This window comes from Actinomadura sp. 9N407, assembly GCF_044326315.1.
Classification (GTDB): Bacteria; Actinomycetota; Actinomycetes; order Streptosporangiales; family Streptosporangiaceae; genus Spirillospora.
The window spans coordinates 234,214-249,510 of sequence record NZ_JBIRAW010000005.1 but is presented as its reverse complement, the minus strand read 5'-3'; the positions used below and the strand labels follow the sequence as shown (position 1 = coordinate 249,510).

11 protein-coding genes, 1 pseudogene and 1 CRISPR repeat array are annotated in these 15,297 nt (G+C 66.1%); of the genes and pseudogenes, 5 read left to right on the top strand and 7 right to left on the bottom strand.

Annotation, left to right across the window (positions count from 1 at the left end; all coding sequences use genetic code 11):
• The first annotated feature begins 5 nt into the window (after positions 1-5).
• The 5 genes from cas3 to ACH34Q_RS10665 all read left to right on the top strand — a co-directional run bounded on the left by cas3 (position 6) and on the right by ACH34Q_RS10665 (position 6,755).
• Positions 6-2,504, top strand: a complete 2,499-nt coding sequence (gene cas3, locus ACH34Q_RS10685) for a CRISPR-associated helicase Cas3' (protein ID WP_395982659.1) — start codon at positions 6-8, stop codon at positions 2,502-2,504.
• A complete protein-coding gene (locus tag ACH34Q_RS10680) occupies positions 2,413-2,877 on the top strand; it encodes a CRISPR-associated protein Cas4 (RefSeq protein WP_395982759.1) in 465 nt (154 codons plus the stop codon). Before cas3 ends, ACH34Q_RS10680 begins: the two co-directional genes overlap by 92 nt.
• On the top strand, positions 2,877-3,857 hold the full coding sequence (gene cas1 / locus ACH34Q_RS10675; RefSeq protein ID WP_395982758.1) for a CRISPR-associated endonuclease Cas1: 981 nt from the start codon (positions 2,877-2,879) through the stop codon (positions 3,855-3,857). The genes ACH34Q_RS10680 and cas1 overlap by 1 nt, the downstream gene beginning before the upstream one ends.
• 3 nt (positions 3,858-3,860) lie before the next feature.
• Complete coding sequence (gene cas2 / locus ACH34Q_RS10670) at positions 3,861-4,124, top strand: CRISPR-associated endonuclease Cas2 (protein WP_395982658.1); 264 nt, start codon at positions 3,861-3,863, stop codon at positions 4,122-4,124.
• 137 nt (positions 4,125-4,261) lie between these two features.
• Positions 4,262-5,881: a CRISPR direct-repeat array (repeat unit 25 nt; unit sequence GTTCTCATCGACCCTGCGAGGGGTC).
• A 460-nt stretch (positions 5,882-6,341) separates the two neighbouring features.
• Complete coding sequence (locus ACH34Q_RS10665) at positions 6,342-6,755, top strand: transposase (protein ID WP_395982657.1); 414 nt, start codon at positions 6,342-6,344, stop codon at positions 6,753-6,755.
• Here the strand turns inward: ACH34Q_RS10665 and ACH34Q_RS10660 are convergent.
• The 7 genes and pseudogenes from ACH34Q_RS10660 to ACH34Q_RS10630 all read right to left on the bottom strand — a co-directional run bounded on the left by ACH34Q_RS10660 (position 6,728) and on the right by ACH34Q_RS10630 (position 15,099).
• Positions 6,728-7,162, bottom strand: a complete 435-nt coding sequence (locus tag ACH34Q_RS10660; protein ID WP_395982656.1) for a DUF2637 domain-containing protein — start codon at positions 7,160-7,162, stop codon at positions 6,728-6,730. The genes ACH34Q_RS10665 and ACH34Q_RS10660 overlap by 28 nt on opposite strands.
• A 319-nt stretch (positions 7,163-7,481) precedes the next feature.
• A pseudogene (locus tag ACH34Q_RS10655) lies at positions 7,482-7,940 on the bottom strand (IS5 family transposase); the annotation flags it as partial.
• 27 nt (positions 7,941-7,967) lie between these two features.
• Positions 7,968-8,480 carry a hypothetical protein gene (locus tag ACH34Q_RS10650; RefSeq protein WP_395982655.1) on the bottom strand — a complete coding sequence of 171 codons (513 nt, stop codon included), beginning with the start codon at positions 8,478-8,480 and terminating at the stop codon, positions 7,968-7,970.
• Positions 8,481-9,089: 609 nt separating this feature from the next.
• Positions 9,090-9,809, bottom strand: coding sequence for a hypothetical protein (locus ACH34Q_RS10645; RefSeq protein WP_395982654.1), 720 nt, complete (start codon positions 9,807-9,809; stop codon positions 9,090-9,092).
• A gap of 23 nt (positions 9,810-9,832) precedes the next feature.
• Positions 9,833-13,870, bottom strand: coding sequence for a trypsin-like peptidase domain-containing protein (locus ACH34Q_RS10640; protein WP_395982653.1), 4,038 nt, complete (start codon positions 13,868-13,870; stop codon positions 9,833-9,835).
• Between the two features lie 85 nt (positions 13,871-13,955).
• Positions 13,956-14,609 (bottom strand): WD40 repeat domain-containing protein, encoded by a 654-nt coding sequence (locus ACH34Q_RS10635; RefSeq protein WP_395982652.1) that lies wholly within the window; start codon positions 14,607-14,609, stop codon positions 13,956-13,958.
• A 97-nt stretch (positions 14,610-14,706) separates the two neighbouring features.
• A complete protein-coding gene (locus ACH34Q_RS10630; protein ID WP_395982651.1) occupies positions 14,707-15,099 on the bottom strand; it encodes a CU044_2847 family protein in 393 nt (130 codons plus the stop codon).
• Between the last annotated feature and the right edge of the window lie 198 nt (positions 15,100-15,297).

Here is a 15,297-nt window from a genome sequence, read left to right as displayed (position 1 = left end):
GGTCGATGTGGCCGCTGCCTCATCTGCGCGCCAAGAGCCGCCCCGCGCAAGAACTCACCGCCCATCTCGCGGCCGGTTTGGCCGCCGCCCAGGCCCTGCAGGCCCGCGTCGGTGCCATCGAGGCGTTGAAGGCACCGTTCCAGGACCGATTCTGGACCGCGGTGATGCTCGCCATCCTCACCCATGACTGCGGCAAACTCTGCCGCGGTTTCCAGGACATGGTCTGGGGACGCAGCCCGCGGTGGGGGCATCGCCACGAAGTCGTCTCCCTGGGCTTCCTCCCTGCTCTGGTGCCCGACCCTGAACTCCGCCGGCACATCGCCGTCGCTGTCGCCACCCACCATCGCCCGCTGAGCGGCGCAGCCACCAACAGCCTGGAATATCTCTACGGCGACATCGCGCTGGAAGAGTTCCGCCGGTCGGTGGAGCCGGTGTCGTCCGCTGACGCCGACGCGTTGTCCCACTGGCTGGCCACCACCGCCCACCAGGCAGGCCTGCCCGTCGACAGCGCTCCACCGGGGCACCGCGATGTCCTCGCCGAGGCCCATGCCGTTCTGCAGGAACTGCTCACCGACTGGCAGGCCCCGCTCTACGATAAGGACGCAGGGCTCGGCGCGGTGCTGCTGCAGGGTGCGGTCACCTTCGCCGACCATCTGTCCTCCGCTCACGGCTCCCTGCACACCCGCCAGCCGATCGGCGCGGACTTCCCCACCTTGCTCCACAAGCATTTCGCCACCCAGGGGCGAACGCTTCGCCACCACCAACTACAGGCCGCCGACGTGGACGGTCACCTGCTCCTGCGCGCGCCCACCGGTAGCGGCAAAACCGAAGCGGGCCTGCTGTGGGCGGCCACCCAAGTCCAGCACCTCAACCGCATCGTCCACGGCACACCCCGCGTGTTCTACACCCTGCCCTACCTGGCCTCGATCAACGCGATGGCTTACCGGCTGGCAGACCTGCTGGGCGACACCGAGGCCATCGGAGTTTCGCACTCCCGGGCCGCCTCCTACCATCTGGCGCACGCCATCGCCTCCGAGGATGCAAGCCCCGGTGACACCGAGCAGCACCGCCCCGACGCCGCACGCAAAGCCGTGTCCCGAGCCGCCGCCACCCGCTTGTTCCGCGAAACCATTCGCGTCGGAACGCCCTACCAGCTGATGCGCGGCGCCCTGGCCGGGCCGGCACACTCCAGCATTCTCATCGACGCGGCCAACTCGGTGTACGTCCTGGACGAACTGCACGCCTACGATCCACAACGGCTCGGCTACCTCCTCGCGACAGCCCACCTGTGGGAACGCATGGGCGGCCGGATCGCCGTGCTGTCGGCCACCTTGCCCACTGCTCTGGCCGAGTTGCTCAGCGAGACACTCGACGGTGACATCCATGAGATCAGCACCCCGGACTTGGGGCTGCCGGTACGCCACCGGTTGCGTCTGCGCCCCCATCACCTGACCGATCCCGCAGCCGTGAAGGAGATCACCCAACGCCTGCTCCAAGGGCAAGCGGTCCTGGTGGTCGCCAACAACGTCGCCGACGCCCAAACCCTGTTCGACGAACTCGCCCCCATCGCCGAACAAGCCCACGGCCACAACAGCGCCGTCCTGCTGCACTCCCGGTTCCGTCGCAAAGACCGGCTGAGCATTGAGCAACGAATCCGGCGACGCCATGGCGTCGGCAAGAGCCGCCGCCCAGGGCTGGCCGTCACTACTCAAGTCATCGAGGTCTCCCTGGACGTGGACTTTGATGCCCTCTTCACCTCACCGGCTCCCCTGGAAGCATTGCTCCAGCGATTCGGCCGGGTCAACCGCGTCGGGATGCTGCCACCCGCGGACGTGATCGTGCACGCCCCCACCTACCGTCCCCGCCGCGGCAGCACCGGCGAATACGCCGACGGCGTCTACCCGCGCCAACCTGTCGAGGCCGCCTGGCAGATCCTGCTACGCCACGACGGCGACAAGATCGACGAATCACAAGCCACCGACTGGCTGAACCACATCTACGCCTCCGCCTGGGGCATCCAATGGCGCGACCAGGTACACCAGCGCCGCACCGCCTTCATCGATCGCTTTCTAACCTTCGAGTTCCCCTTCGACGACCGCTCCAGCCTCACCGAAGCATTCGACGAACTCTTCGACGGAACCGAAGCCATCCTGCTCTCCGATCTGGACGCCTACCGCGCCGAACTCGACAGCGTCGACGGCGCCGCTGGAAGACTCCTGGCAGAGGATTACCTGATCCCCATGCCCTACTGGGCAGCACCACTCACCCGCTACGAACGCAAACTCGGCGTACGCATCGTGGAAGGCGACTACGACCCCAAAAAGGCCTCCTGTCGGTGCAAGGCCCAGCCCAGGCGAGGTATCAGCCAGGAGAGATTCTTTGATGCTCCCAGGCGATGTCGGCGGTGTCCATATCAAGTACCTTCACCACTGCCCCCGCCAGTTATGGCTCTATTCACGCGGCGTCCGCCCCGAACACCTCAGCGCCCTCGTGCAACTGGGTGAGGCGGTCCACGAGACCTCCTACACGCGAAGTACACCGGTCGATCTCGGCGCGGCACGTCTCGATCACCTCGACGGCCGCCACTGGGTACACGAAATCAAATCCTCCAACCGCCCCACCTCAGCCGACAGAGCACAGATCTACCACTACTGCCACCGGCTCCACCAAGTGGGTGTCCCAGCTGCGGGCGGGATCCTGCACTACCCCAAAACCCGCCGGACCGAACGCCTGGAATACGGCCTCGAAGAAACAAAGCAAGCCGAAAACGACATCGACCAGGTCATCCAGATCGCCGGCGCCACACAATCACCACCACGGCTGGCCCGCACGTCCTGCCGCGGATGCAGTTACCTCGACTACTGCTGGAGCGAGTGATGCCCACCGCAGGACGCACCTACTGGCTCACCACCGCCTGCCGGATCCGCCGCAAAGACCAATCACTGCTCATCGAACGCGAAACCGGCGGCAACGTCCACATACCGATCACCGACGTCCGCGACATCATCGCCTGCGCACCGATCGACGTGAACACCGCGGTCACCTCCCTACTCAACCGGCACCGCATCAGCATCCACCTCCTCAGCCACTACGGCGACTACGCCGGCTCCCTTCTCACCTCCGACACCAGCACGTCCGGTGCGACCGTCCTGGCCCAGGCACGCGTCGCGATGGACGAGGCGGCCAGCCTCAAGATCGCCGGCGACATCGTGCTCGCCGCCGCGTTCAACGTCCGCCGCGTCATCGACCGCGACCTCCTGGCCAGCCCCCACGCCGTCCTGAAGAAATCAGTCACCACCGCTCGAACCCGCGCCGAACTCATGGGCGCCGAAGGCACCTTCCGCAGATCAGCATGGGAAGTCCTCGACACCAAACTCCCTGAATGGCTGCAACTCAACGGCCGCAACCGCCGACCGCCTCGCAACGCCGGCAACGCCTTCATCTCTTACGCAAACGGCATCACCTACGCCCGCGTCCTCACCGCCCTACGCCTAACTCCACTGCACACCGGAGTCGGCTTCCTGCACAGCAGCATGGAGCGCCAACGCCACACCCTCGTCCTGGACCTGGCCGAGGTCTTCAAACCACTGCTCGCGGAACGACTCCTTCTCCGGCTCCACGGACGTGGACAACTCAAGCCCCACCACTTTGACACCGACACCAACCAAGCAATGCTCAGCGAAACAGGACGCAAACTCCTCGTCCAGACCATCCGTGACGAACTCGGCGTCACGGTCCAGCACCGAACTCTCGGCCGCAAAGTCGCCTACGAAGAACTTCTCTACCTAGAGGCACTCCGCTTGACACGACGCATCCTCGAAGACGAGGAATACAAACCGTTCCGCATCTGGTGGTGAACCATGTACGTCGTGGTCGTCTATGACACCGCCGTCGAACGCAATCCCCACATATTGCGAACCTGCCGCCAATACCTTCACCACGTACAACGCAGCGTCTTCGAAGGCTCCCTCAGCCCAGCCCAAGTCAAACGCTTCAAAGCAGCCGTCGAAAAAGCCATCGACCAAAGTTACGACAGCGTCCTGGTCTACACCTTCCCGCCAGGCACCACACCAGTACGAGAATCCTGGGGCACATCACAGGCCGCACCTTCCGACATCCTGTAGAGCCACCCAGCAACAAGATCGACTTCGCTCACTTTCAGCGAACCCCCAGGGTCACCTGCACAACCCAGGGTGCGCTGCAAACTCACCCCCACCGCCGCACCCCCATATGTCGTCTGACCAGCGGCTTTTACCATGGGGTTCTCATCGACCCTGCGAGGGGTCGCAACAGGCCCGCGGTGAAGAGAACGCCGTGGAGCGGTGGACGGGTTCTCATCGACCCTGCGAGGGGTCGCAACGTGCGCGGGTGCACCGTGACTGTCATTGGTCATGGCGTTCTCATCGACCCTGCGAGGGGTCGCAACTCGGTGTCGACCATCGCGAGCAGCTCGGCACTGGACGTTCTCATCGACCCTGCGAGGGGTCGCAACGCGGGTGGGGAAGCCCGTCCGGCCGAGGCGCCCGCTCGTTCTCATCGACCCTGCGAGGGGTCGCAACCCGTGGCCGATGCGCGCCGCGACATTCGCGTTCATGTTCTCATCGACCCTGCGAGGGGTCGCAACCTGCAACTGCAGGCCGCGTTCTCGCAGCAGCTCCTCACGTTCTCATCGACCCTGCGAGGGGTCGCAACGGGTCCAGGCTCTTGGCCACGAGGGTGCGCCTGTCCGTTCTCATCGACCCTGCGAGGGGTCGCAACCCCTTCAGCTTCGCCATTAGGCGGCGTAGGTGTCAGGGTTCTCATCGACCCTGCGAGGGGTCGCAACCCGGGCGGCCGGCTGCTGGACGGCGTCGCGCAGGTTCTCATCGACCCTGCGAGGGGTCGCAACGTGCGGCCACCCGGTGCGGTGATGGTGGTGCAGACGCGTTCTCATCGACCCTGCGAGGGGTCGCAACGTGGTGTAGCTCCTGCTCGCGCCCGAGCGCGACGGTAGTTCTCATCGACCCTGCGAGGGGTCGCAACGAGACGAGGTCAGGGACAGGTCTGCTGCGTGGGTGGGCGTTCTCATCGACCCTGCGAGGGGTCGCAACATGAGCCACAGGCGGATGCCGCAGCCCGGCTGCCCGGTTCTCATCGACCCTGCGAGGGGTCGCAACAAATCGTAGGCGTTCGTCCGGCCGCCGTTGGGGCCGAGTTCTCATCGACCCTGCGAGGGGTCGCAACGGGCAGATGGCGCGGGCTCCTCGCCGGACGGTCTCGGTTCTCATCGACCCTGCGAGGGGTCGCAACGTGGTGATGCGGCGGAGGGTGCGGGAGGAGACGTGGTTCTCATCGACCCTGCGAGGGGTCGCAACAAGTGCTCGCCGACCGCGCCGCACATGCACTCGTAGTTCTCATCGACCCTGCGAGGGGTCGCAACGCGTACGGCACGGCCGGGCCCGCGAACGACCCGTACGGGTTCTCATCGACCCTGCGAGGGGTCGCAACGGGTCGGTCACCTCCCGCCAGGCGTGCTCGCCGGTTCTCATCGACCCTGCGAGGGGTCGCAACCCGAGCTGGCCCGCCGGCTCCGCCCCTGGGTGGGTTCTCATCGACCCTGCGAGGGGTCGCAACAGGTCGCCGAGTACGTCCGGTCCGACACCCTCACCGGTTCTCATCGACCCTGCGAGCGGTCGCAACGCCACGATCGCCTGCACGGCCTGGACGATCACGCGTTCTCATCGACCCTGCGAGGGGTCGCAACCTGTAGTGCCCGACGACGATCGGCGTGCCGTTGAGTCCGGTTCTCATCGACCCTGCGAGGGGTCGCAACATGCGCAGGTGGATCGGGCGCCGCTCGATCGAGTCCCGGGTTCTCATCGACCCTGCGAGGGGTCACAACGCGGTGATTGTGTCCGCGAGAAGCAGAAACGCTTGTCCACGAGTTCGAGCGACGCTGGCGGCTGAGCGCCGCGAGGTCTGTCGATTAGATTCAGGAACGGTTCGGGCGGCGTCCCGTCCTCCAGGTGCAGTCGGCGGTGGTGAGCCTGCCCGTGAGCGTGCCATGGTAGACGACACCGTTAGCCGTGCCGCGGTCCTCCACGACCGCCCTGGAACGCCCGGCACGCGCGCCGTCGTGTCGCGCTCGCCATGTTGGGCGCTCGGCTCCATGCCGTCGCCGTGCAGCGAGGGCAACGCCATCGGTCAGCCGGTGCGCGTTGCCACTCTCGACTGCCGGTTCTCGGTGTTGCTCGATCTCATCGACACGGAACGGCCGTTGGTGCAAGCGTTGCCGGAACTCGTCGAGAAACGTTGCCGGAAGACGCGAACAAAACCACAACGCGGGGATCTGGTCGGCGAGGATGACGATGAGTGCGGCGGTCGCGCGGCGCAAGCCGACGGCCAAGTCCACGGTCCTGCATTCCGATCACGGATGCCAGTACACGTCATGGGCGTTTGGCCGGCGGCTTCGCGAGGCCAGCCTGCTCGGCTCGATGGGGACGGTCGGTGATTGTTTCGATAATGCCATGATGGAGTCGTTCTGGGGAACGATGCAGCTCGAACTCCTCGATGTCAAAGAATGGCCATCAAGGGCCGAACTCGCTGCCGCGGTGTTTGAATGGATCGAGTGCTGGTACAACCCGTTCAGAAGGCATTCCAGCATCGGAATGCTCAGCCCGGTCACCTTCGAGGAACAGCACCAAACCTCACAGACCGGAACTGACCCATCTCACCCCAGGTGGCCGTGCTACGGGGGGAACCTCAGAGGCGTATGAGACCCGTCTGAGCACCTGTCGAGCCTTTCCGTAGCTTCGTATGAGGCGATCGGAATCCGCGGCGGCTGCGACCCGTGCCGTACTTGGCGCATCAGGAGTTCATACGCTCCGATCAGCGCACAGCTCGGCCAGGCGGCAATGAGCCAACCAACCAGCGAGGGCTCGGCGACTGCGACGTTGGCGGCCAGGCTGGCGGCGCTGCCCAGCACCAGCAGTGTCCAGGGCAACAGCCCGCTGCGGCGCCCCTGCCGCGAATCGGCCAGCAGCGACATCGAGGCCACCGCGATCATCCCATCCACACTGACCGGCAGCAGCGCCGCCGTCCACGACGTCTCGCCGTACCGCAGCACGAGCTGATACATGTGCTTGTAACTGATCACCGCGACAATGCCCGCCAGCACGATCACACGCTGACCATCGAGGCCCACCGGATGACCCGGTCCGCGGCTGAAGACTGTGCGATCGCCATGGCCGCTCAGTCCCCCGGCCCCTCGACCAAGGCGGCGGCGTCTAGCGGGACGCACCCGAGTGGAAGTACGATATATGGGGATTTGGTGCGAGTCCCCCCTCGGCCCGAACCCCCATAGCGGCGAGCAACCGTAACCCGATCGGGACCAGGACGACTGTCCTGATTGCCAAGAACGATCTCGTCTCGATTCCTATGAAGCAGCCGTTAACGCCCTGCCAACCCTTCCTCCGCAGAGCTCCGGACTTTTAGACGACATCTCATTTGGTGAGTTGGCGATGGTAGATGAGGGTGGTGGCGATGGCGACGAAGGTCAGGAAGTGCTCGGGTTTGCGTTCGTAGCGGCGGTGCGGGCGGCGGCAGCCGCTGAGCCAGGACACCGTTCGTTCCACCACCCAGCGGTGGCGGCCCAGTCGGTCGGAGGACTCGATGCCGCGGCGGGCGATGCGTGGGGTGATGCCGCGCCGGCGCAGCCAGCGCCGCAGATCGGTGTAGTCGTAGCCCTTGTCGCCGTGCAGTTTGCCGGGACGGCGCCGACGTGGACTGAGCCGCGAGCGGATCGGAACGATGCCTTGCACCAAGGGCTGCAGCGCCAGTTTGTCGTGGGTGTTGGCCGCCGAGATCCCGACAGAAAGGGGCAGTCCGGCGCGGTCGACCGGCAGATGGATTTTCGACGCAGGCTTGCCGCGGTCGACAGGATTCGGGCCTGTCAGCTCCCCCCTTTGCCCGCACATAGAGTGCACGTCCTACTCCGGGGAGCGGTAAAGCTCCACTTCAGGGTCGGGAGGGCCGGACTCGCCGAGATCTGTGCGCATGGCTTCGCGGACGGCGGCGTTAGCCGTCCAGAGGTCGGTGCGCGCGCGCAGGTAGCGGTCGCTGCGGGTGTCGAAGGTCTCGGTGAGGGCGTTCTGCATGGCCACCAGGGCTTCGGTGGCTGTGATGGCGAGCGTGATGATCTCTGCGGGAGCAGACAGGGAGAGGCACTGACGAGCACGCCAGATGCCAGATTCGTCGATCGCGTTGTATAGGACGTTGTGACGTTCCGATGGTTCCGGTGTGGTGGTGAACGTGGCCGCGCGCATGTTGGAGTGGCTCTGGCTCAAGGCGATAAGAAAGGTGGTGTAGGTCTCGCGGCAAACTTCAGTCTTATGGCGATCATTGTCTCTCCGCCAGCGGGATCGATCGGCCAGCAGCGTGGACCCCACACCCACGACGGCTCCGATAATCGTTCCCAGGGGCGCTGACCAATCCATGGGCATGGTTCCCTCCGGCATCCCTGATCGGGAGCTGCCTCCAGCAGCGGATATCAGTCTGACCTGGAATCGACGGGCACAGTTCCACTGCGGCCGATGGCGGCCCGGCTACCTCTCTGCGGGGCACATAAGGTTTGGAGCCCGGTTGTTGAGACGCGCAGAGAGAGGAGCATCGCGCGAACTGCAGCGCATGCTGGCCGACCGGGGTCTGAAGATCAGCGCGGGCAAGATTTCGGGGCTGTGGTCCGGACGTCCCTCAAGCGCCATCATTCCACTCATGCTGAAAGGCCGAGCTCTTGGAGCCAGGGCGGTCGGGTGGTTGGGCCGATGTCGAGCGGCGGCAGGCGGTCGATGTCCCGCCGATCGCCGTCGAGGTGACCGAGTATCGGCTGGTCAAGCGGTACTGCGGGGCAGTAACCATGGCGCTGGTGCCCGAGGGGAGGCCGCGCCGGTGCAGTACGGCCCGAAAGTCACCGCGATCATGATCTACAACCGGGGCCATCGGCAGATCGCTCCTGGAACCGCACGGCCGCCGAGCAGCGGGATCTCACCCGTGAGGCAGTCGGTCGGAAGGTTGCTAGTCGTCGGCCAGGCCCGACGGCCGAGTAAAGTTCATCAGCAACCGAGTTTGACTTGGAGGCGTGGCGTGATTTTGCGGCACAGTTCTCCGAGGGAATCATCGGAACCCTCGTTGTTGTAGACCTCCTCCCATCGTGAGCCGGTCCACCGAAATAGAGCGACATCGTTCGTGCTCCTGGGAGGCATGGCGGCGTGCGCCACTGCCCACCCCTTGTCACAGACGATGCTTTTCACCTGGAGTGTCGTTCCAGGTGGTGGGTACCTAGTGGCGGCGAACTCGGCCCGGGTCAGGCACGGTGCGGGCGCCGGAAGCGTCTTTGTTGGAATCGCCGGATCCGGGGTCGCGGCCGGCGGTGGGACGTGGATTTTCGCCTCGGGGAACAGGTTTGCGAGCATCCTCGCGTCGAGTCCAGCTGCGGTGAGGGACTGCGCAGTGAATCGGCCGTGGCTAGTCTCCCCTGCGGCGAGCACGCGCCATTTTCCATTCCGCTTTTCCAGAAAGTAGTCCTGGCTGTTGTGCACGCCTACTTTCGGCCCCTGCACGCTGACGTAGGCGTACCGGCCACGGCACAGGCTGATGCGGAGGCCGACGCCGGACGGCGGTTTGAGGAGGCGTTCGAATTCGGGCGCGTTGCAGAGCGCGGGGGCGGCGGCACTGCTCCCCGAGGGGGTTGCCCGGGCAGGGGCCAGCGAATCGTCGGATGCAGACTTGTCGGAGCATCCCGTGAGCAGCATCGCTACGCAGACGGTCGCCACGCACGCGCCTGCCGCACGCGCGGTCATCCGCACGGCCGCGGGTCGGAGATGCCCGGTGCCACCTGACGCCAGTCCGTCGCCTTGACGGGCGAGGCCACGCTGGCGCAAATCGCCTTGACCGCCGCTTCGGGGTCTGTATTCCACATCAGCACCGATCCGTTCGTGTAGGTCGCCACGACCGTGTGACCGTCGCGGCCTATGTCCACTGAGGAGATCTCTGGGGCTCCGGCGGCGGTAAGGCGTCCGATCTGCGTCGCCTCGCCTTTGGCGTCAATCTGCCACAACAGCACGACGCCTGAGTTGTCGCCGCTTACGAGCCGGGTGCCGTTCGCACTGATCGCAAGCGTGGTCACCGGAGTGGTGTGCCCGGTCAGCGTGGTCAGCAGTTGCGAGGCGTCCGGCTTCGAGACGTCCCAGATCCTCACCATGCGGTCGCCGCCGGCGGTGATGAGCCGTGCCCGTCCCGGATCGAAGCGGAGTGCGGAGACGTTTCCCGGATGGGCGTCCAGAGTCTTGACTAGGTGGGGTCGTGACGGTTCGTCGATGTCGAACAGCCGCACCTTCGTGCCGCTGCCGTTGGCGAGCAAGCGATGTCGCGGGTCGAGCGCGACGCTCTCGGCGATCGTGCTGCCTTGATCGTCGACGGCCAGTTCGTGGGGGTCGGACGGATCGGCGAGGTTCCACAACGTGGTCAGTCCTACCCCGGCTGCCGCCAAAGTTCGGCCGCCGTTTCCGAAGGCCACCGCGTGGATCGCGCCCGACCGGCTGGGCAGGCGTGCCAGCTCGGTGATTCCCGCGTTCGTCCATCGCCAGAGCTTGATGAAGTTGTCGGCGCCGACGTTGGCCAGCAGGGATCCGTCGTCGCTCACCGCGATGGCCTGGACGAAGTTCTGACCCGTGGTTGCCGGGCCGCCGCTGCGAGACAGCACGCGAGGCCTGTCGCCGCGGAGGTCGACCGTTGTGACGCGGCCGAGTGCATCGGCGACCGCGAGTGCACGCCCGTCCGGGCGCAGCACTGCTCCGGTTTCGAAGCCGTCGCCCATCTGACTCCAGCGGGAGCCTGCGCAGTTCGCGCTCATGTGGGGACGGATCTCGATGCGGAACTCTCGTGCCGAGGCCAGCAGCTGTCCGTCCGGACTCACAATGGACGGCGGCGGGAGGTCGGTGGTCGGCGAAGGCGCCTCAGGAGGGTCCCAAGGACACGTGGCCGGGACGGCGGTGATCGCCTGCGAGGCAGGGACGACGGCCGGGGTGGCCGTGGCGTCTCCCGTCCTGCGCGGCCTGCGCGGGTTTCGAACGTCCCATACCCCGTCGCGTCCAACGACTGTGGCGCCGTCCGCGCTGAGGTACCCGGCCTGAGTCGCGATGGTGCTCAGGACTTGCGGGTTTCCCACCTTGTGGACGTCGAGGACCAGTGTGTGGGAACCGCCGATCACCAAAGTTCGGCCAGCCGGATCCTGTGATAAAGCTGGTACTGCACCGGCCCGGGGCACCATGCTCGCCATCAAGCGTGGCGCCTTGGGGCGTGAGAGATCCCATGCACGTACCTCGGAGACTCCGGGGTCCGCATTACTCTCGTTGGGATCAAGCGCGGTGTACAGGCGGCGGCCGTCTGGGCTGAACAGCATGCGGGTCGCGGTGGCCGGGGAGAGCGGTAAAGCGGCGACTCGGGCAGGGCGGTCCGTACGCCCGAGCTCCCAAAGTCCTATTCCGCCGCCCGAGGTGGCAACGGCCACCAACTGACCATCACCGCGTACGGCGATTGAGGTTACCGTGGTGTCCCCGGCCTGGAAGGAACCCGTAAATCTGCGCTGCCGCATGTTCCATAGATGGACAGCCGATGACGCCCCCACTAGCAGCGTCATGCTGTCGGGGCTGTAGGTGAGCGCACTGACCTCGTCTGGCGCTTCGATGACGCCGGGCGCGGCCATGGCTTGGAGGACGGCGTCGACTGCCTGCCGGGTGTGCGAGCGCTTGTAAGCCAGGACGGCGAGTTGTCTGGCGACATCCGGGCGAGTCGCCATGAGTTGCCGGGCTGTATTGGCCAGGCTAACCGACTCGCTGGCGGCTTCCGAACTGTCGCGCTCCTCCCACGCGACCACGATGGTGGCCATCAGAACGGCCACTACCGTCACGATGGCACCAATGGCGATGCACCACCGGAGTCGTCGGGTCCGCAGGTGGCGACGCGCGATCTCGATGAACTCGTGCTCGTCGGCGCTGAGCAGTGCGTCGTCGGCCTGCTGGCGGAGTACCTGGTTGAGCTCGGTGCCGGACGGCAGTAAGTGCGGATGCCTGCCCCCGTGTAGCCACGCTAAGCGTCTACGGCGGAGTGCGTCGCGGCGTACGAGGAAGTCGTGGTGTGCATCCAAGTGCTCGGCCAGTGTGGGCCAGTGGTCGATGACGGCGTCGTGCGAAAGCTCGGCTGTTGCAGCCGTACCGTGCCCACGCAGCACGATCAAGCGGCTGCCCGAGAGAGCATCGGCGGCGCGGCGCTGTGGTTCAGTGAGCTCCGGTAGGCACGCCCGGCGCCGCACGAAGGCGCCCGGCCCGCGTGCCTCGGGGTCGATCGGGACGACAAGGTGGAGCATGAGCCCGAGGGCCTGCGCTCTGATGTCGGGCGCGATCGCGTGCCAGACCTGGTCCAGGTGGGTGGTCAGGGGTTGATGGTCGCGGCTGAGGCGCAGGTAGTCGCTCAGCCGGAGGGTTCCGTCGGCTGTCTTGGAATCCCACAATTCCTTCAGGACGATCTGCAGGATCGGCAGCGCGCAGGAGTGCCCGCGCAGGTCTTCGAGAATGCGGTCGACCAGACCGGCCTCGTAGCGGGCGTACCCGGTCGCTCGCAGCGGTCCTTCGACCGCCTCGCGCAACTCGTCCCGGTCCAGTGGTCGTACCTTCACCTCGGCGGGCCGCCGGGTGCGGAAGGCGGGCGCGTTCAGCAGGTCCGTGAGCAGATCGTCGCGGACGACCAGGACCGCCCGGGCAGCCGGCCGACCGTCCTCGCCCCGGAGCGAGGTCAGCTCGACGAGTTCGCCCAGCACGCGGTCGGCGCCGTCCGGGTCCTCGCGCATCAACTGCTCAAACTGGTCCCAGACGAGCACCACATGCCGTTCGCCCAGCACATCACACAGGCGATGCAGGCGCTCACGCATCCCAGCGGGCGCTGTGTGGTCACCCTTCAGGGCCTGCGGAAGGACGTTCAGTTCTGCCGCGATCGCGGCCCACAGACCGCCCTCGCGGCTGGTATCCACGAAGACGACAGCATGACCGGCCTGGCCGAGCAGCGGGATCATTCCAGCCCCGAGCAGCGAAGACTTACCCACGCCCGACGGCCCGGTGACAATCGTGCATTCGTTGCCGGTGACGACATCAATGGCCGCTCGTGCCGCCCCGTCGCGTGCGAAGAAGACCGCGCTATCGGAAGCCCGGAACGGCACCAGCGCACGGAAGGGGCAGGCACGGTCAAAATACGCGCGCAGGTCCGGCCACGCCTCGTAGACCTGGTCCCCGGACACTGCGTAGGCGAGCCACATGTCGGGGCCGAGCCAGGCCTGTGCAATCAGACCAATGACCTGGCCAGTGCGCCGGTCCCATACCGGCCCGCCACTGAATCCCTTGCGAATCCGCAGCCCACCGGTTGACTGGCGGGCCCCGATCTGCAGCCTTCCGCTGGCGATCTCGCCGGCGATCTGCCCAGGCACCCAGGTGGGTGCCTGGGCGGCTTCGACGTCTTGATACCCGTAGGCCAGCACTTCGTGCTCGTCGTAGGGGCCACCGCGAGCCATCCCGGCGGGACGTGCCCCGGCAGGCGCCTCACCCACAATCTCCAGCCCGGCGATGTCGCCGGAGTCCTCGCCCATCATGGGCGCCCAAGCGGCGACCCGCGCCGAGGTCTCCGCCTGCGGCCCGAGGAAGGGAAACGCCAGCCGGATCGTGCCGGCCGGTGCGTACGCCAGCTCGTTAGGCTCTCCCACCGCCTGCGCGACAACATGGGCGCAGGTGACGACCTTGCCGGGCGCGACAAGCAGACCGAATCCCCAATGGTCGCCGTCTTCGTCCACAACACTGACCATCGCGGCGGCGAAGCCTTGAACGCCGTCGGCGAGGTCAGAGTCCGCCCCATGCGGCACCGTGTGCGCGAAGGCGTCATCGACAGACAGCGGGCACCTCCTGACTCGTGTTGTATCGCCGCCATTCGGCGTCCGTGAGCGGTCTGCCAGCGATGCGGCACATTTGTGCGGCCAGGTCGGCGGTGGGTGTCACGCCCCAGAAGCGGACGAGCCCGTCGAGGCCGCCGGTGGCGAAGACCTTGCCATCGAGCCGGAAGCTCAGATCGCTGATGCCGCCGACGTGTGCGGTAATGGGTGGGCCGATCGGTTGCCAGGTGTCGACGTCCCACAGCCGCATCGTCTTGTCCATGCTCACGGTGACAAGCGTTCTACCGTCGGGACTGAACGCCATTTTAGTCACGCCCCCGGTGTGACCCTCAAGTGGGGCGCCGATCGGCAGGTGGGTTCGGGCATTGAACAGGCGGGGCGTCGGGTCGTAGGCGCCAGTGGCCACAACGGATCCACGCGAGGAGAACGCGACGGTGTAGATCGAGTCCGCGTGCCCGGTGTTGATCCTTGCTACGAGCTTATATTTCTGCAGATGCCGCCCAGGGGCGACAAAGGGAAAGTCGAGGCGAACCCGGCAGCGTTCCGGCGCCGTCCGCAGCGTCATCTCCTCGCCCATCGAATCCGCTACGACGTGCGCGCAGGTGACGACCTTACCGGGGGCCACCAGCAGCGCAAACCCCACATGGCGTCCTTGCGGATCCAGGACCCTGGCCAGTGGGGTGTCTGGCGGCCAGGACTGAGCGGGGGGCTGGTCGGTCCCCACAGGGGACGGTGAGCCGTCACCGGTCAGGGTCATCGCCGCTGTCCCCCGAGTCGCCATCGCCGTCATCCACGAGAGGATCGGCCTCGAGGGAGTCGCGAGTCCATTCCGCGATGAATTTCAGGCTCCCCTCGCCGCTGGACTCGGCGATCACCAGGCCCGCTTTCGCGGAGAACTTCAGGCCGAACTCGACTGCGATCCTGTCGGGTTGACGGGGGTAGCGCCCGGCTTGGTTGAGGATCTCCGTAGTAAAGGACCGCACGCGGGCCAGCGAGGCCGTAAAGCTCTCAGGAAGGCGTTCGATGACCTCCTTCGATCGCCGACCCACGGGCGCCAGGCCACTCTCGGCCTCGCTCATCTCAACGAGGATGCTGTCGCCGTCGCGCAGCGGAACCTCAAGGAAGTAGGGCACCTGACCAGCTCCTCGCCACAAAGCCCCGGGCGGCCAGTGCGACCGGCGGGTTCGAAGGGAGGCCACGGTATTCGACGAATTACGTACTGCGCAGGCGTACTGCCGCGTTCTCCATTCTCCATTTTCGTCTGAGGATGTCCAATGCAGCAACTGTTTCGAGTTCAGATTGGCCTTCAGACTTCCGATTGAACGAGATCT

Bases quoted from the DNA above. Each gene is read 5' to 3' on its own strand.
- cas2 (WP_395982658.1), top strand. From the start codon at position 3,861: ATGTACGTCGTGGTCGTCTATGACACCGCCGTCGAACGCAATCCCCAC.
- cas1 (WP_395982758.1), top strand. From the start codon at position 2,877: ATGCCCACCGCAGGACGCACCTACTGGCTCACCACCGCCTGCCGGATC.
- cas3 (WP_395982659.1), top strand. From the start codon at position 6: ATGTGGCCGCTGCCTCATCTGCGCGCCAAGAGCCGCCCCGCGCAAGAA.
- ACH34Q_RS10665 (WP_395982657.1), top strand. From the start codon at position 6,342: ATGACGATGAGTGCGGCGGTCGCGCGGCGCAAGCCGACGGCCAAGTCC.
- ACH34Q_RS10650 (WP_395982655.1), bottom strand. From the start codon at position 8,480: ATGCCCATGGATTGGTCAGCGCCCCTGGGAACGATTATCGGAGCCGTC.